Source organism: Bacillota bacterium (genome assembly GCA_023511485.1).
Taxonomy (GTDB): Bacteria; Actinomycetota; Aquicultoria; order Aquicultorales; family Aquicultoraceae; genus CADDYS01.
Window position 1 is genome coordinate 26,391 of the sequence record JAIMBH010000012.1, and the last position, 17,390, is coordinate 43,780.

The following is a 17,390-nucleotide window of genomic DNA, read 5'->3' on the forward strand; positions in this document are numbered from 1 at the left end:
AGTTAACCTCCATAAAATGCCAGTAATAGCAAGAGTAAACATAATACCAACATTGCTGATCCGGCAACAAAGTCATGGTTGGTTATACGTTCTGGTTTTTGAATGTAAAGTACACCATTATACCCGCGAAGAACCATTGAGTTATAGGTTGTATTTGCCTGATCGTAAACCTTTACAAATAAGGCTCCTACCAAAGCCCCCCAGGAGTGCAACCTGTTTCTGATTCCTTTATAGCCAAGCCGTAGTCTCTGTGCATCCATTACGCTTTGGGCCTCTTCTATAAAAATAAAAATGAATCTATAAGAAAACGTTGCTATTTCAATCCAACCGTTCGGTATGCGAAAGAACTTTAATGCAGCCAGCAACTTATTTAAGCTTGTTGTCATACTTAGAAAAAGCATTAGTGACGTACCGGCAATAATCCGACCAGCAATCAGTAGTCCTCTATTAATGCCCTCATGGTAAATATGAAAGCTAAATCCAGAAAAGTCGAATGAGTAAAGTGCGCTCTTGCCAAAAAATATACCCTGGAGTATAAGGATAACTAGAGCCATCGAAAGTGGGCTCGCTAATCTTACCACTAGCATCTTAAAAGGAATCTGCACCAGGAGAAGCGAAATCAGACACAAGAAGGTCACCGCAAACATCAGACTAATCCTATTGCTAAAAAGTACAAGAGATAAGATAAATAGCACAAAAACAAGCTTTAAACGGGCATCGATTAGAGTAAAGATATTTTCTCTATGGGTAAAGTAATCAGAGAATAGCTCGATTTTGTAATTCACCAACTATATGTCTCCCGTTAAGCTATCTTCGTTTTACGACTACATATGCCAGTCAGGTTTATCGTCTCCTTAAAGGCCGGCGCTAAAACAGGATTTATATCTTAAGATTTATGCGCCGTGCATGCCAGTAACAGCACAGCTTTAATTACCAAAAATGCACCTGATCTCTTTTCATTATTAACCGCAAATAAAAAACGGCTCTCTTTGAGCCGGGGTTACTCTTGAACAACGCGCCTTTCACTCCAGGCCTCGAGAGTGATGACTTTTCAAGCTCTAGGCAGGTCTCCTGGCTTCCGCCTCATCGCTTACTACGCCTTCCCAGATTAAAACCAGTGGCATCTTGTAGCTCGCTCCGCGGTTACAGTGACGGGCTCGCGCTGGATTTTCACCAGCTTCCCTTTTATGCATCTGACTAGTAAATTTACTAGTCCAGCAACCTAGAAGCTCATATTAAATTAGCTACCAGTATAACATGTGATAGTAAATCGAGTAAAGTAAAAACTACCGTCCAGACATCGAATAAATGCATAAAGAAGTCGGGCTTCTAAACCCGACTTCTTTATACTAACAAAAGTGGCACTTATCACTTTATTTAGCCTGGCCCAGCCTTATACCAATACCGAGCTTTCGCACAATGGATACCGAATCGTCATTAATGCTCTATCTCTAAGCCTATGGTATCCTCCCTTACTGCGATAGCTACCTTGTAAAGAATGGTAAGCACTAGCGCACCTATTGCCCAAACTCCAAGTATTATTAACGACTCAGGTAACGTGGGCCAGTATTCGGTTATTCTACCAAAAGGATTGGGCACAAATCCGCCAACGGTCAATCCAAATCCCTTATCAATCCAAAGAGAAGCAAATACTGCTACGCAAGCTACTGCTAAGGTTTTTTCCATCCTTCGCGTACCGGGATAGATTAGAAGCACAAGAGAAACCACTGCGAGTATGGCACTAGCCCACATTAAAGGAACAAGCTTCCCATGCCCCTGTATCCCAGCGTAAAGGTAAAAGAAAGGATTCTTCTCGCCTGGGATGTTGCTATAAAAGGCGGTAAACACTTCAAGCAGTAAAAAGAATACATTGGCAACCATTGCATAGGCCACAATTTTACTGATTGACTGAATAACCTCTGTTCCGGGATCAAATTTGGTGAGTTTCCTTACTACCATGGCCAGGATTATCAGCAAAGCAGGACCTGCAGCAAACGCAGAAGCAAGAAAACGTGCCGCCATGATAGCAGTAAGCCAGTACTCCCTTCCAGGCAAACCTGCATAGAGGAAGGCCGTTACAGTGTGAATGCTTATCGCCCACGGTATCGATATATACACAAGTGGCTTAACCCAAGCCGGTGGAGGAAATCCCTTGCGCTCGGCACCCATGCTGGTCCAGCCAATTACAATATTGAGCAGTAGATAGCCGGTCAAAACCAGGAAATCAAAGAACATGATAGAATTTGGGGTTGGGTGCAGTATAACGTTCATTACCCTTGTAGGTTGACCCATATCCACAAAGATAAACGTCATGCACATGGTAACGGCAGCTACAGCCAAAAACTCCCCAAGAATAACAATCTTGCTAAACTTCTTAAAGTTATGCAGGTAAAGCGGTATGACAAGCATAACAGCAGAGGCCGCCACACCCACTAGGAAGGTGAACTGGCCGATGTAGAGGCCCCAGGATACATCTCTACTCATGCCTGTTATCCCTAAACCATAACCAAACTGCCTGAGATAGAAAACAAAGCCTATTCCGATAAGAATGAGCAAAAATATTACCCAGGCCCAATACTTCCTACTACCCTCTAGCGCCTTCTCAAGCATTATCAGACCCTCCTCCTATAATATAATAGATATTTGGACCTGTCCCAAGCTCTGGTTTTCTTCTGATAGCGTAATTTGAGCTAAGGGCTTTTCTGACCTCTGAGTTAGGATCTGTTATATCGCCGAATAAAATGGCGCCGTTGGACGCCTCCACACAGGCAGGCATTAGGCCCTTTGCGAGCCTCTCCACACAGAACGTGCATTTCTCAACAACGCCTTTTGTCCTTGTTGGATAGTCGGGATTCTCATTTTTGATGTGAGGTCTTGGGTCTTTCCAATTAAAGCTCCTTGAGCCGTATGGACATGCTGCCATACAAAATCTACATCCAATGCAGCGGTGCATATCTTGCATAACAATTCCATCCGACCTCTTAAACGTGGCTTTTGTCGGACATACCCTTACACAGGGAGGGTTTTTGCAGTGGTTGCATAGCAAGAGAAATGGCAATTCCTTGAGAGACTCTTGCATTAACTCCGGCTCCTGTTGCTCAGGGAATGCATGCTCAAATGTGTCAGTCCATATCCACTTCACTTCATCTTTTGACTCACCAAAATCGGGAATATTGTGGATACTGTTGCAAGCGTTTATGACCCTTTTGTAATCTTCCTCTGTCTTAAACTTGCGCACATCGATAACCATGGCCCACTGCTTCGCCACAAGGGCTCCTGGCTCTGGCGTATACTGCGCTGCCTCAGCGTTATCATTCATGATAGCATCTACTATCGTCATACCGCCTAATGCAAAGACAGCAGAGGCGCCTACTATTTTTAGGAATTCTCTTCTATCGATGCCCATTACTTACCCTCCTTTGGCGCCAAATGGCAATCCCAGCAGTAGGGATTAACACCCGCATAGTTATGACAACTATCACAAAATTCCTTCTTGTTTGAGTGACACTTCATGCATGTATTCTGTAGACTTATGATGTATTTCTTACCGTCGCTGGCCACATAAACCCTACTGTTATCGCGAACCGCTGAATCCCGCCACTGGTTCAGCAACTGCATGTGCTCAGCTTTCATAAATGCAGTAGATTCAATGCACTTTTTATCCGCAAGTTTCTGTATTGCAGGTGTATCAATACTTGGCTTGGGTGCTACATTGGCCTTTCCAACGTTATTATAAAACGGGAATGTTACAACGGCTAGGAATATAAAGAGACCTAAAAGGATTTTACCGCCATTATACATCTTCAGCACCCTCCCTTTCAGGCAGATCCTCAAGCCGCAAGTCTTGTGTCCTCTTCTTCTCGCCCTTCATAACTAAAGCATTTGCCACAAGTTCATGAACGCCTGCTACATCCACGCCAGGAACCCAATATTTCATAAGAGTTGGAAGGGCCGCTCTATCGATAGCACATATATTTGCCAGCATATTCACGCCGTATCTCTCGTGGACGTATTTAACCGCATTTGCTCTTGGGAAGCCGCCTCTCAATCTCAATTCCATATTTTCTGCTGCATTCAAACCAGAACCGCTGCCGCAGCAAAATGTCTTCTCCCTTATAGTATCTTCAGGCATTTCGTAAAAATTATTGCAGACGTTTTTAAGGATATATCTTGGCTCATCAAGTATTCCCATGCCCCTTGCGGTGTTGCACGAGTCATGGAACGTCACCTTGAGATGATCATTGCGGCTTGGGTCAAGTTTTAGCTTACCATGCCTAATTAAGTCGGCTGTAAATTCGGCGATGTGAATCATTTTTGTCGATTTGGCATGCTCAAATTTTGTGCCTGTTATAGGTGAAACAGGTACCTCAAGAAAATCAGCAGGCCCATTCCATGTGTCCATATACTGGTTTATAACCCTCCACATATGGCCACACTCACCGCCCAGTATCCACTTTACACCCAATCTTTTGGCCTCAGCGTATATCTTAGCATTAAGCCTCTTGGCCATCTCCATCGAGGTGAAGAAACCAAAGTTGCCACCCTCGGATGCGTATGTGCTCCATGTGTAATCAAGACCGATTTCGTGTAAGAGCATCATATAGCCCATACATGTGTACGTACCGGGATCGCCAAACATATCGCCCGATGGTGCGACAAAGAGGACTTCAGCACCTTTTCTGTTGAAGGTCGGCTCGACCCTGATGCCCGTTATCTCCTCTATATCGTCTATCATGAACTCAAAGTTGCCTTTGATCGTGTGGGGCTCAAGCCCAAGGTGGTTGCCCTTCATATAGCAATTTGATACAGGACCTGCAATCCAATCTGTGTTTAGACCGATAAGATTCAACAACTCCCTGCCAATCATTGTGATTTCGGCCTGATCAATGCCGTATGGGCAAAAGACTGAGCAGCGACGGCACTCTGAGCACTGGTAAAAGTAATACCACCACTCCTTAAGCACGTCTAGCGTAAGCTCCCTACCGCCTGCAAGTCTTCCCAACATCCTCCCTGAAGTCGTGAAGTACCTTCTATAAACCGACCTCATAAGTTCTGCCCTGAGAACGGGCATATTTTTAGGGTCACCCGTACCAAGGAAGAAGTGACACTTGTCAGCACATGCACCGCATCTTACACAGATATCCATAAATAGACGGAAGGAACGATACTTTTCAAGTCTTTCCTTCATGCCATTTAAGATTATCTCTTTCCAGTTTTCGGGCAGTTTCCAATCCTCTTCCGCAGGAGACCATCTCCTGGGGTTTGGAAAATCAACTATTTCAAGATAGTCAGGCCTTGCCCCGTTACAATACATCCCCTCCCGGAATTCTACAGGGGTGTCCATCCAGCCCGTTTTGGGAAGTTTATAATCTATCGTTGATAGCTCCTCTGGTTTTGGAACTTTTGCCATATTCACTCCTTTCCCGCTGGTATCACAGCGTCTTTTGTTTCCTTTTCAGATCCTCTACTAGTCTTCTATCAATGCTGCCGAGGGACGTTCGACCGGTATCCCAGCGTTTTCCATTTTCTCTCTGAATTCCTCCTCATACTCTTCGTATGTGTGGACTTTGACAGGATAATTCCATGGGTTAATGTGCCTTACCGCACGGCTGTTGTTCGCCAGATTTCTTGTTGGGCTGAGAAACACACCACCCATATGCACCAGCTTACTAAAAGGGAAGTAAGCAAACAGAGAACTGACAAGGAATATATGGATATAGAATATAGCGCTAACTCCATCCGGGATAACAGGGTTAAAAGTCACCAAACCCATCGTTAGCTCTTTCACGCCCGTAATATCTACCCTGAAGAAATACCTCATAAGGATGCCTGTAGAAGCAATCGCCATAATTAAAAAGAGTGGGAAATAATCGGACGCGAGAGAAATATAGCGTACCTTTGGTATATAAAATCTTCTAAGCAGCAGGTAAGTTACAGCCACCAGCAATATTACGCCCGTTAGAAATAGCCTTGGAGTACCGATCTGTAAAAAACCATCAAGGCTTTCCAATAAACCTAAGTATGCTGGGGCGGGAGTTGCAAAGAATCTGATGTGTCGAAGCAGGACAATCCAGAACGACCAATGAAACGCTATCGCTGCCAACCATAGCCATTTAGCCGAACCATAGCCAAGCTTCCCATCCCTCAATTCGCTCTGGGTGTTTCTGAAAAGTGAACGGAAGAGAAGTATCTCGAGTACCATTCTACCGATCACACCTGCTGTACTGGAGGGATTATCGAGTTTAGCTTGCTTTATCCATGGGAGGGATTTTTGCTGACCGCCAGTTGTAGTGATAGCGAAAGGGACGGGCGACTTTCCCCACGTTATTACGCGATAAATAAACCCCACAATGAAAGTTAGTACTGCCGCATAAGGTATCGCTATTCCAAAGAAAGACTGCAAACCGGCAGCTTCAACTCCTATGTAAGCAAGCAAGATAAGCAGTACCACTACAACAAAGGAAGATAAAGCTCCCATTCTCTCACCTCTTTTCTTTGTCTTGAGTTTATCTTTTTATATTTGAACCTTGCTCTTGTGCCCCGTACAATTGTCTCTGTCTCTGTAGCAGCCTGAAGACCATATTTTTCGCCTCATCTACTTTTAGCTCATTGATCTTCTCACGCGATTGCATGTAAATATCAAAGGACATAAGCGCAAGGGTATCTATTTTTGACTCGAGTGAAGATAACGTTTCATTGTCTATAACGCCATGTGTGTCGCTAACATTCCGAAGCTCTTCTTTGATTATCTTTTTTAGATGGAAGATAAAGGCCACAGCTTGTGAAGGAGAAAAATTCTGCACAGCTCTGAGTTTGATGATATTATCGAGGAGAGGAGTGATTTCTTCAAATGGCACCCCTCTTATAAGTGCCTCAATGATACCGTCTATGCCCTCATGGATAGTATATCCCACCGCACCTGTAAACCTGTTCTTAGTTCCTTTTAAGAAGCCTGCAGCTTCGGCTGGATACGTCTCCATTATCACATCAAACCAGCTCTTCAGGATAGCGGGCTTCTTCTCCCTTAAGATGTCCTTAAGCTTTGCTTCCATATTGCCTCCGTTTCTGGCAATTCTGCTTACCAGGCACACCAGTCTTTGCTTCTGGCCTTATATTGGCCTTTCCGGTAACATAATTAAGTGAAGATCTCATAAGGGTATCCTTACTTCCATCTTTTTCACCTCCTTGACCACCTTTCATGCCATTATAAAACATGTCTAACGTGAATAAAACACCAAACAACTCGGTAATAACGCGTTAAAGCCAGATAGCTTATCTGTCTACATACCGATAGTAAAACCAATAATCTCAGCACTATTTTCTTTTTATCCCCCGTAGAGCCTACTTTGTATTTCGCTAAATTGAGACGCTCCCTTAATGGTCTTTAAGTTGTTTCATTTATCTTTTTCCTCGCTATGGTTAGCTTTTGAGCCAGGCAGAAATCTTCCTTGCATATGCCTATAATTCCGACCACCAATCCTGGTATATGCCAGCTATCTTCATGGAAACGACGTTATTAATTTCAATGATTTACTAGTATTCGGAATCAGTCAAGGGTGAATGCTGTTTTTGCATAAATACTTCTTCTAATACTTATAAAATTCATGAGGGATATGCTTTTTAGTTATAAGGCGCCAGGTTTCACCCATACTTCCAGATTATGTATAACTTAATTTCATTTAGATTGCTTCCAGATATTTATTCGAATCGCTAAAAAGTGGCGTTAACCCAAATTAAATATCTGATGCGAACGGTAAAGCAAAAGCGAGACCCTCTGAAGTAAACCCCTAAAACCGGACAAGAAAATAGTCTTGCCTTTTTATCCGGTCTTAAGGCTTATAGTCCAAGAGCTATACAAACGCGAGGTTTTGCTACTCAAGAAACAAGAATTTCAGAATAAACGAGTTAAGAAACTCTTGGGAAAAAGACAACTTCTTCTTGTGGCTTATCTTGATAAAGCTTTTCCTCTAGACCTTCTAAAAGAAGAGCAAAACAAGATTGCAGACGCTTTATTGACCGCTGAGACCAGACTTGAAGAATTAACAGCTACAAATGATGAAGTTGAGGAAACCATTTATTTGGCTATATCCATGCTTCTAATTGCCATGAAGCTTACAAAAAAAGGATCGCCGAAGACCAAGAGAATGTTTAACCAAGCACTCTTTAAGAAAATCTATCTAAACGGCAAAAAGGCTAGCAATCATGAGTTTGCTGAGCCTTTTGACGTAATTTTTTTCTCCAAGTTCAAATAAGAATTTCTGGTCGGGGCGACAGGATTTGAACCTGCGACCGCACGGCCCCCAGCCGTGTGCGCTACCAAGCTGCGCTACGCCCCGTCTGAATTTGCACAGATATTATAACAAATATTTTAACGTTACGACATGGCTGCTTAGCGGTCACCCTATATCTTCAAGCAGATTTTCGCTAATTAATTCATTAAATCTGTCCTCATACTCAGGTACTGTGGCAATGGGAGGCTTCATGGATTCCTCGATAGCTTTGAGCTCAAGATAAAACTGGCTGGGTTCGTGCATGATGAGCTTCATTGTTTTATTCATCTTTTGCAATAGCTCTACACGGTGCCTCTTTTCCAGATTTTCAATAACAACCTGAATTATTGCGAAAGACATCTTGCTCAAATTTTCCAAAGACTGATTGCGGTGTATGCGCTCTATTAAATCAACCTGACCGATAACATCTAGCCCAAACTGCTCTAGTATATTTATGAGCAGGCCCATCTCTACACCGTAACCGTTGTAAAATCCAACCTTCTCTAGTACCTCACGGCGGCCTGCATACTCACCGGAAAGAGGCTGCACCAGCCCAGATAACTCAGGAAAGAAAAGGTTTAAAAGCGGCCTCGCCGTTAGCTCGGTTACTCTTCCACCACCGGTTTCTATAAATTGATCGCCGATTTTTACCGGTCTTCTATAATAGCCCTTTACATATTTTATCCTGGGGTACTTAAGAATTGGGCCGACCAAGCCATACACAAAGCGCGGGTGGATATTTTTTATATCAGTATCTATCCAGGCGATTATGTCTCCTTTTAACGCGTAGAGGCTTTTCCACAGGGCACAACCTTTACCAAGACGAGATCCCCACTGCGGCAATATCTCGTCGTCTTTAAAAACTTTTATGCCGTAGCTTTTTGCAATCTCGACTGTCTTATCCGACGATCCGCTATCAATCACGGCTATCTCATCGAGCAATGGGTACCTGTCGTACAGATAACCCTTAATAGTTTCGATGATGTCTCCTATGGTCTGCTCTTCGTTTAAAGCCGGTAAGCCAAGGCTTATGGTCAAGCCCTGTCTAAGTTTAAGCTCAATTAGTTTTTCGATATTGGAAAATTCGCTGGCATGAAACGTATTCTCCGCAAACCACTTGTCAACGACTTCAGATATGCTAGCGGTACTTTCCCCATTTCTCAACCTCAGTAGCTCCTCTGGCAAGAAGGTCGTGTTAGTTGCGGCATCAACTGCCTGTGCAATCAAAACGGTTGCATCGGTATTGTTAATCACTGTTTTTATTACACGCCCCAGCCGTGTCCCATTCGATTTTGAGTACAGCGGCGTTCCCATTATGATAAGGTCGTGCTGTGATGCTTCCTTGATAATCGTTTCCGCTGTATTATTTGAGCAAGCAGCCAAGAAGTTATAGTCGTCTTTATTAAGGCCTCTCCTTACTAGATAAGAGTTTAAGAGCGCCTCTTCGCGCCTCATTTCTTTGTCGGTAACATCTTCGTTTAATATGCGCATTATTGTAAGCTCCGCATTAAATTTATGCGAAATCGCCATGACCGTATCAATGATCAGGTCAACATGAGGCGCTCCCCTAAGAGGAACTAGAATTTTCCTTATGTTCTTCTTTTTTCCCGGCCTTATAATAAGCAAATCGGTCGAAGATTTATCGAGCACTTCATTTATTAAAACACTTTGGCTCATATTGCCCTTATCCTCATCTAACCATGGGATTATTAAGAGATTGCAGCTCTCATCTTTTACAGCAGCATCTATTGCATCCCAGATGCGCCGTGATACCTTGACGCGATTTCTTATCTCGATTGCATGAGCATTGTCAAACCAATTCAAGTTCTCCAGAAAATTGCGAAAATTCCTGGCTTGTAGCGCACCCGTACTTAAAGACATCTCTTCCGGTACCTCAACGGTACCAAGAATGACTAGGCTACCTTGCTTTTCAGCTAAAATTGAAGACGCTATTTTTATAGTGTCCGTGCTTATATCGCTGCCTACTAGCGGCAGCAAAATTTTAAATTCAGAGGACGAATAGAACACTCCATTACCTCCCGTATCCATGCACGGATGTTTCTCTATGATATACCCATCGTTAAAAAATTCTGCTTTCGAGCCAAGGCGGTAACTAATTGATAATTGCTATATCGCATAAGCGGCTCAACAAGATATATCACTTCAGGGCTCGATATTTTACTAATGGATTGCAAGCTTGACTAACATGTTCTTGATGTGAAATTTATATACCCAAAACCATCACTGCGTAAAAGCAATTATTAAACAATATAGGTCCAGCTAAGTTTTTTTAAGCTCTACAACCATTCTATTGCTATGTCTCAGGTGGACACACAAGTGAAGGGAATCTTAGGATAATGTTTGGATTTGACATTTGAGCCACCTATCTGCTCATTCCATGTATGACTCTACGTGCGCACTCTAAGAGTGAACTTTTTTCTTAAGCACAACTATAACTCCTCTGTCTCCCTGAATAAATTGCACTTCATCCATAAGTTGCTGCATAAGATAAATGCCCCTACCTCTATCCCGTATCAAATCAGGCGGTCTCCACTCAGTCAGGTTCGGGTTGTAACCTATGCCTTTATCAGAGATTGTTACCTTGAAATAACCATGCTCAAGGCCACAGCTAACCCTAATATTATTATCCTCGCCATCTGGAGATTGCCCATGCAGGACACAATTGGTAACCGCTTCACAGACGGCTATGAGAATATCGGATGAATCAGCCTTGGATATTGGGGTTTCTCTTAGCGCTTCGGCGACAAATCTTCGTGCATCGGTTACAGCAATAGGCTTATTGGAAATTACAAGCTCTTTTACCGGAGCTTCATCGATGTCCTTTATGCATTTTAAGACTACTATTGTAAAGTCATCTATCATGTCGCCTGTTGAGAATCGCACAGTTTGCTCAAAGATAAGATTTGCTAATTCCTGACTTCCAAGATGTGCAAACTTCTTGACCAATCTCCTCAAGCGTTCGAAACCATAGCAATCCCCCCGGCTATTTCTCATGTCGGTAACACCGTCACTTAGTAGAACAAGAATATCGCCCTTTCTTAGCTTTACCTGCTGCTGTTCGATAAAAAGGTTCTGCTGAATACCAAGGGGTGTTTGAGGCGACCACAGATATTTTGTAACACCATTTGAGAAATAAAGCGGTGGCAAATGGCCGGCATTAGCATAAACAAAGTTTGCGGTTGCCGGATTATAGACACCATATATAGTCGTTACAAAGACTTCAGGGGACGTATCTTCCCAGAGTATCTGGTTTAATGCTCTTAATGGTGATATTACTGAGTCGGTATTTGCGGCTGCCGACCGTAATATATACTTATGCATAGATACAAGAAGGGCTGCGGGCAGGCTTTTGCCCGAAACATCACCAATTGCTATACCTACTTTGCCTTTATCCAGGGGAATAAAATCAAAGTAATCGCCGCCTATTTGCTTAGCAGGCTTGCACATGAAACCTATATCAAGCCCGGCTACCTCCGGCCTGACTCTCGGCAGAATATTCTTTTGTACTTCGGTAGCGATTCGCAGGTCGTGATGGTAGGTCTCAAGCTCATGGTCTTTTGTTATATCCCTTATCGAACCTATTACTCCTCTTTTTTCATTGGGGTCTATTAAAGAGTGATTGATCTCGACAAACTTTAAGTCACCATTCCTTGAGCGAATGTTGGCTTTTATTTTTTCCATATGTCCGTTCTTTCCATGCATCGGGCATATATCGCATGGTGGACCATCAACATAAACATCTTTAAATACCTCATAGCATTTCCTACCAATAGCTTTGTCGACGCTTTTGCCAGTTATTTTCTCCAGGGCCGGATTAAATAACTGGATTCTAAAATCAGGATCGACTACAAATACACCCTCCCTGGTCCTCTCAAGAACAACAGCGCTTTTTGCCTTTTCTTCAAGCAACTCGACTGAGAGCTCTGCCTCTCTTCTTGCCACCTTCTCTTCGGTCACCCTTGTGTAAAGCTGATTATTCCGGATGGCAATAGCAAACTGGTTAACAAAAATATTTATTATTGAGAGGCGCTCTTCATTAAAGAAACGTGGTTCCTTTGAGTATAATGTTATAATCCCGCAAGCTTTTCCCTTAACCAGCAAAGGAATAAGCACCCTGGATCTTAACGGCTCGCCTATTTTAATCAATGGCGTGAGTGATTCATCGTGTTCCTCCAAGTTGTCAATAATAATCGGTGCTCTGCTTCTATAGGCCTTCCCTATTAATGTATTATTAGTTACCGGTATCCTCTTTTCTTTAATAACTGAGAAAGATATACCCCACTTATAAGCCAGCTCAAGAGTCTCATCAGACCGGTCGCTTAAGAAAATAGCCCCGTGCTTTATCCCAAACAACTTCTTTAAGGCCTTGCCTATTTGCTTAAATATCGACTCCAGGTCCACCTCGCTTGCAATTATTTTAGAAACCTCTAATATCATTGCCAGCTTTTCGGCCTTTGATAAGGCCTCTTCATACAAACGTGAGTTATCAATAGATATGGCAATCTGATTCGCAAAAATCTGCAAGAGTTCGATTTCTTCCTCGAATCTCGCCCTGTCGCGAGTCCAATCAGATGATAGGCCTAGTATTCCAATAACCCTATTTTGAACAATCAGCGGAATACCAAGAAAAGAATCGAAATATTTGCTGCATTGCTCATCGTTAAGTCTTAGCCTTCCATTTACTGAGGTTATTAGTAACGGTTTCTTTCCCTTGAAAATCCTTGCTTTACCAGCCTTATCAAAAACTAGCTTTTTCCCTGCTATATTTATATCATTATCAGCTAAAAACTCGGTAATGCGCAGCTCGTTCCCCAGTGCATCGCAAAGGGCAATGCCTACCATCTTCGTATTAAAAAATTTCGATATAGCGGCAACTACCGTCTTTTGAATCTTCTTGCTATCATGCGATGAGCTTATTTTTTGGCTCACGCTGAAGAGATTTTTTAGACCTTTTACTCTATATTCAAGCTGTCGGTAAAGCTGCGCATTTTGAATTGCTATGGACGCCTGGTTTGCCAGTGTGGTAAGAACCTCTTCATCGGCTTCGGTAAAAAGACTTCCATCCTTTTTCAGGCTAGCCATAACCAGACCGCATGGCTTTTTATTTTGGTCGATAAGCGGCACACCCAGAAATCCTCTAAGGGGAAGATTACCAGGCTTCTCAATACCTCCTCCCTCAAGAAGCCTGATATCATCTAATCTAAGCGGTTTTCCAGTGCGCAGAATCTGCGCATAAGCCTTTACATTGTAGGAAAACTTATCAGCCGGGTTCTCACTTTGAGCAGGCACACCCAAAGTAGGATCAATGTTTGATGTGCGATACTCAAAACGCCCAGTTTTCGGATCATACAATGCGGCGGCGGCCATCAACGAGCCAACCGCCTCTCTTGCAGCGTTTACAATCTCCTCCATCATTTTGCCTATATCCATTTCTGCAACAATTTGGGATATATGCGTATGCAAAATCCTTAGCTCTTCTGCCTTCTTTTTTGTTTCTTCAAAAAGTTTGATGTTCTTTAGCGCTGCAGCAACTGGGCCTGCGAGTGATTGAAGCAGCTTTAGGTCATCGTTACTAAATCTTGATGGCCTTGCACTAAAAGCCTCAAGCACCCCAATAACCTGTTCATCCTGCTTTATTGGCACTCCAACATATGACTTAAACTGTTTTTGATTGATCCAGGGTCGATCATGAAAGCGGCTTTTTGATCGGACATTTTTTATCAGCAAGGGATTTTTGTTTTTAACAATGCTTGCCGCTGGATCATCCTTTAATGGAACATTTCCAAAACCCTTTAGTATCTTGTTATGTCCCGAAGCTACCTGAAACTCGAGGCAGCCTCCTCTAACAAGCAATATGTCGCATAAATCAGCCTCTGCTATAGCTATGCCCGCTTGCGTAATTTGGCGGGTTAGCCTCTTTAAATCGAGTGTACTTCCCATAGCCTTCCCAAGATGCATTAGTGAGGCTTTAGTAACTATATCGCGACGCTTTGTTGTATCAAGATAGTGTATTCTGCTAATCCCATCAGATATGTGGTTTTTTAAAGCATCAAGCAGACTCCTTGTTGCGGGGTCGCTCTTTAACCTCTTGTCGCCATATAATGCAAGAACTCCAAGATTTGAGCCTTTATCGTCTAAAGTTATAATTGTAAAACAACGGCTATCGCTTATAACGTCTTTAGGGAGATACTTAAAAAGGGCTTTTTCGACATTTGTATTCTTCCTAATGACTATAGGCTGTTCGCGGATAAAACCATTACTGGTGACTTCAATAAAATCGGTCCCTTCGTTGCTTCTGAGTAATATAATGCCTGTTTTGGCTTTGAAGATGACAAGAAACGGCTCAAGAATTCCGGATAAGATTTGTTGCATTTCATGTCCGATGTCAAGGTTGCCTTTAACTAGCTGAGTAAATGTTTTTTGCCAGAATTTTTCGTCTTCGTCGGAAAAATCTAAATCCAATCCCACTAAATCCTCGATAGCTGTATTTCGATCGTTAATTGACATACGGTGCGCCCCCTGGTCTTGCTATGTAAATGTGTTATCGGATTGCTTATTAGGTATGTAAGCGGTCAATAAAAATACCAAATTTCAGATTACCCGTTACGTGTTTAGATTAAACAAGAATCGCAAAAACTCTCAAAAAACTTTTGCTTGCTTTAATGTGGTGAAGGTACAAGAATATGGAAAACATTCCAGCAATTTCTCCACTACATTATCCATTACTGTCCATAAAAGTGGAATAGAGGAGCGCAAACAGTCCAACCTATTGATATATTCTAGCCCCGGAGCTGTGAATTTTGTATTCTTAAGAGTGCAACGCAAGTATTAATGAAAGCGATAAGGAGACATAAAATATGCCTGAACTAAGACAGGATCCCGTGACAAAAAACTGGGTTGTCATTGCTAAAGAAAGAGCCAAACGGCCACGTGACTTCATTGAGGGAGGAGCCGGAGCACCACCTGTTTGCCCCTTCGACTATGGACATGAATCGATGACCCCGCCTGAAACGTTTGCATTCAGGCCAGACAATATACCGCCCAATTCACCTGGTTGGATAGTAAGGGTTGTTCCAAATAAATTCTCCGCTTTTACGCCAGACAATTTTGAGGAATCAAAAAATGGCTTGTTCAAGACCCGTAAAGCATACGGAGCCCACGAGGTTGTAATACACGGGCCTGATCATAACTTGGATCTGGCCACCTATCCCATACAGCAGTCTGAGGCAGTTCTAAAAGCGTATGTGCATCGTTATAGGTATCATATGTCACAACCGTACGGCAAATATATTCTTATTATTATAAATCATGGAAAACCGGCTGGGGCATCGCTTGAGCACGACCACTCGCAGATTTTTGCTATACCTTTTATTCCGCCATTGCCCAATTCTGAGCTTAAGGGAGCCGCCAAATATTATCAAGCTAACAATCGCTGCGTCTACTGCGATATGATAGCATCTGAAATAAAAGATGGGCACAGAGTCATCGAGATAACAGACAACTACATTGCCTACGTCCCTTTTGCGGCGAAACTTCCTTTTGAAACACGGATTATGCCGGTTAAGCACCGCCCACAGTTTGAAGAAATATCCGATGGCGAAATAGAAGAGCTTGCCGCCGTATTTAGAAGGTCGCTCAGACGCTTCTATTTCGGTCTTAGAGACGTACCCTATAATATGTACCTGCACACGAGCCCTCCCGGCTACGATATGATTGAAAGCTACCACTGGCATATATCCATAATCCCTAAGCTAACAGTAGCCGCCGGGTTCGAACTAGGCGCAAACGTATGGATAAATGTGACCCTACCTGAAGATGCTGCAGAATTTTTAAGAAGCATAGAGGAATAGCCTACCGGGCGCCCTCAAGAGCTAAAGAACTGCCTGGGCCTTTCGCTTAGTTCAGGATAAACTTCCTCTATCAATGGCTGAATAAGATTTTTGCATTAACGAAAAAGTGGAGCTTCATATGAAGCTCCACTGAGACCGCTGACAAACCCTACTACAGTTAATTTTCTATATTTGTCGCTTAGGCGGTTTTAAGCAACTCGAGTTGACCTCTGATCTGACCGCCTTCTCTTTCGAGTATTTCCTCATAAGCCCTGATGTAGTTATCAACCTGTTTCTCTACGCTAAAATAACGCTCAACATGCTTCCTGCAGTCCATTGTGTCGATTTCGTCCACTCTTGCAACTGCCTTGACCATATCATCAGTGCTGTCGCAGATAAATCCAGTCTTGCCGTGTGCGATTACTTCAGGCACTGAACCGTTCCTCATCGCAATAACAGGAGTTCCGCATGCCATGGCCTCTGTCATAACTAAGCCAAACGGTTCGGGCCACTGGATTGGGAAGAGCACGCAGCTTGCTTTCTGATACATCTCAATCTTGGTCTTGGTATCGATCTCACCGATAAGCTCAATATTCTTTGCCCCTTTAAGTACCGGCTCAACCTTCTCTTTAAAGTAGGCTCTCTCATGCGGCTCGGTCATCTTTGAGACCATAATCATCTTCTTGCCGGTTTTCTTAGCCACCTCAACAGCAACATGCGAGCCCTTTTCCGGATTCATTCTACCAATAAAGAAGATAAAATCTTCCTTATCCTCGCGGTAGGTATACTTAGCTGTATCGACTCCGTTATAGATGGTGCCGATAAAGTTGAGGTCGCCGAATCTCTCCCTCTGGTAATCACTAATTGCATTGTAGTAAATGCTGTCTTTCAGTCGGTGGTAAAAATCTTTTGCTTCTTGGGTTGCCGGGCCATGGAGTGTGTGAAGTACCGGTGTATCCACGAACGACCCTATAACTGGGCCAATTAAGCCGCTGTGGTCATGGATTAGGTCAAAATCACCGGCCGCCTGATAGGCATTCATTACATGTAAAAGATCTGGATAAGTCTGGCCAATCTTCTCGCTCGGCGCAACGTCGTATACACTTACAAGCTTCGCATCTGTAACTGAGTCACCCGCTGCAAACAAAGTGACATCATGGCCTTTTCTTACCAACCCCTCAGTTATGCAGTGAACGACGTACTCAATGCCGCCATATCCTTTCGGTGGTATTGCGTACCAAATTGGAGCAATCTGTGCTATCTTCATGAC

Annotated in this window: 12 protein-coding genes, 1 tRNA gene and 1 riboswitch; of the genes, 2 read left to right on the plus strand and 11 right to left on the minus strand. The window is 43.2% G+C overall.

Annotated elements, in window-relative coordinates:
• Window positions 1-2: 2 nt before the first annotated feature.
• From cbiQ to K6T91_05450, 7 genes are all read right to left on the minus strand, one after another.
• The gene (cbiQ, locus tag K6T91_05420) at window positions 3-785 is read right to left on the minus strand and encodes a cobalt ECF transporter T component CbiQ (GenBank protein MCL6472236.1); all 783 of its coding nucleotides are present in this window, start codon (window positions 783-785) and stop codon (window positions 3-5) included.
• A 258-nt stretch (window positions 786-1,043) separates the two neighbouring features.
• Window positions 1,044-1,241: riboswitch (cobalamin riboswitch) on the minus strand.
• Between the two features lie 196 nt (window positions 1,242-1,437).
• The gene (gene nrfD, locus K6T91_05425; GenBank protein ID MCL6472237.1) at window positions 1,438-2,610 is read right to left on the minus strand and encodes a polysulfide reductase NrfD; all 1,173 of its coding nucleotides are present in this window, start codon (window positions 2,608-2,610) and stop codon (window positions 1,438-1,440) included.
• Complete coding sequence (locus K6T91_05430) at window positions 2,603-3,406, minus strand: 4Fe-4S dicluster domain-containing protein (GenBank protein MCL6472238.1); 804 nt, start codon at window positions 3,404-3,406, stop codon at window positions 2,603-2,605. Before K6T91_05430 ends, nrfD begins: the two co-directional genes overlap by 8 nt.
• Complete coding sequence (gene dsrJ / locus K6T91_05435) at window positions 3,406-3,801, minus strand: sulfate reduction electron transfer complex DsrMKJOP subunit DsrJ (protein MCL6472239.1); 396 nt, start codon at window positions 3,799-3,801, stop codon at window positions 3,406-3,408. The genes K6T91_05430 and dsrJ overlap by 1 nt, the downstream gene beginning before the upstream one ends.
• A complete protein-coding gene (locus K6T91_05440) occupies window positions 3,794-5,410 on the minus strand; it encodes a (Fe-S)-binding protein (protein ID MCL6472240.1) in 1,617 nt (538 codons plus the stop codon). The genes dsrJ and K6T91_05440 overlap by 8 nt, the downstream gene beginning before the upstream one ends.
• Before the next feature lie 57 nt (window positions 5,411-5,467).
• Window positions 5,468-6,478 (minus strand): sulfate reduction electron transfer complex DsrMKJOP subunit DsrM, encoded by a 1,011-nt coding sequence (dsrM, locus tag K6T91_05445; protein MCL6472241.1) that lies wholly within the window; start codon window positions 6,476-6,478, stop codon window positions 5,468-5,470.
• A gap of 28 nt (window positions 6,479-6,506) precedes the next feature.
• Complete coding sequence (locus tag K6T91_05450; protein MCL6472242.1) at window positions 6,507-7,052, minus strand: RsbRD N-terminal domain-containing protein; 546 nt, start codon at window positions 7,050-7,052, stop codon at window positions 6,507-6,509.
• Window positions 7,053-7,916: 864 nt separating this feature from the next.
• Here K6T91_05450 and K6T91_05455 point away from each other — a divergent pair.
• Window positions 7,917-8,252: a hypothetical protein gene (locus tag K6T91_05455; protein MCL6472243.1), complete on the plus strand. Its 336-nt coding sequence runs from the start codon at window positions 7,917-7,919 to the stop codon at window positions 8,250-8,252.
• A 7-nt stretch (window positions 8,253-8,259) separates the two neighbouring features.
• On the opposite strand, the gene K6T91_05460 is transcribed toward K6T91_05455, so the two are convergent.
• From K6T91_05460 to K6T91_05470, 3 genes are all read right to left on the minus strand, one after another.
• Window positions 8,260-8,336: transfer RNA gene (locus tag K6T91_05460), tRNA-Pro, on the minus strand.
• Window positions 8,337-8,396: 60 nt separating this feature from the next.
• A complete protein-coding gene (locus K6T91_05465; protein MCL6472244.1) occupies window positions 8,397-9,584 on the minus strand; it encodes a glucosyl-3-phosphoglycerate synthase in 1,188 nt (395 codons plus the stop codon).
• A gap of 1,107 nt (window positions 9,585-10,691) precedes the next feature.
• Window positions 10,692-14,798 (minus strand): GAF domain-containing protein, encoded by a 4,107-nt coding sequence (locus tag K6T91_05470; GenBank protein MCL6472245.1) that lies wholly within the window; start codon window positions 14,796-14,798, stop codon window positions 10,692-10,694.
• A 350-nt stretch (window positions 14,799-15,148) separates the two neighbouring features.
• Here K6T91_05470 and galT point away from each other — a divergent pair, with 350 nt between their 5' ends.
• Entirely contained in the window at window positions 15,149-16,141 is a 993-nt protein-coding gene (gene galT, locus K6T91_05475) for a galactose-1-phosphate uridylyltransferase (GenBank protein ID MCL6472246.1), read from the plus strand.
• Window positions 16,142-16,319: 178 nt separating this feature from the next.
• Here the strand turns inward: galT and K6T91_05480 are convergent, their stop codons facing one another.
• Window positions 16,320-17,387, minus strand: a complete 1,068-nt coding sequence (locus K6T91_05480) for a glycosyltransferase family 4 protein (GenBank protein MCL6472247.1) — start codon at window positions 17,385-17,387, stop codon at window positions 16,320-16,322.
• Window positions 17,388-17,390 lie beyond the last annotated feature (3 nt).

Bases quoted from the DNA above. Each gene is read 5' to 3' on its own strand.
- nrfD (MCL6472237.1), bottom strand. From the start codon at position 2,610: ATGCTTGAGAAGGCGCTAGAGGGTAGTAGGAAGTATTGGGCCTGGGTA.
- K6T91_05430 (MCL6472238.1), bottom strand. From the start codon at position 3,406: ATGGGCATCGATAGAAGAGAATTCCTAAAAATAGTAGGCGCCTCTGCT.
- dsrJ (MCL6472239.1), bottom strand. From the start codon at position 3,801: ATGTATAATGGCGGTAAAATCCTTTTAGGTCTCTTTATATTCCTAGCC.
- K6T91_05440 (MCL6472240.1), bottom strand. From the start codon at position 5,410: ATGGCAAAAGTTCCAAAACCAGAGGAGCTATCAACGATAGATTATAAA.
- dsrM (MCL6472241.1), bottom strand. From the start codon at position 6,478: ATGGGAGCTTTATCTTCCTTTGTTGTAGTGGTACTGCTTATCTTGCTT.
- K6T91_05450 (MCL6472242.1), bottom strand. From the start codon at position 7,052: ATGGAAGCAAAGCTTAAGGACATCTTAAGGGAGAAGAAGCCCGCTATC.
- K6T91_05465 (MCL6472244.1), bottom strand. From the start codon at position 9,584: ATGGGAACGCCGCTGTACTCAAAATCGAATGGGACACGGCTGGGGCGT.
- K6T91_05470 (MCL6472245.1), bottom strand. From the start codon at position 14,798: ATGTCAATTAACGATCGAAATACAGCTATCGAGGATTTAGTGGGATTG.
- galT (MCL6472246.1), top strand. From the start codon at position 15,149: ATGCCTGAACTAAGACAGGATCCCGTGACAAAAAACTGGGTTGTCATT.
- K6T91_05480 (MCL6472247.1), bottom strand. From the start codon at position 17,387: ATGAAGATAGCACAGATTGCTCCAATTTGGTACGCAATACCACCGAAA.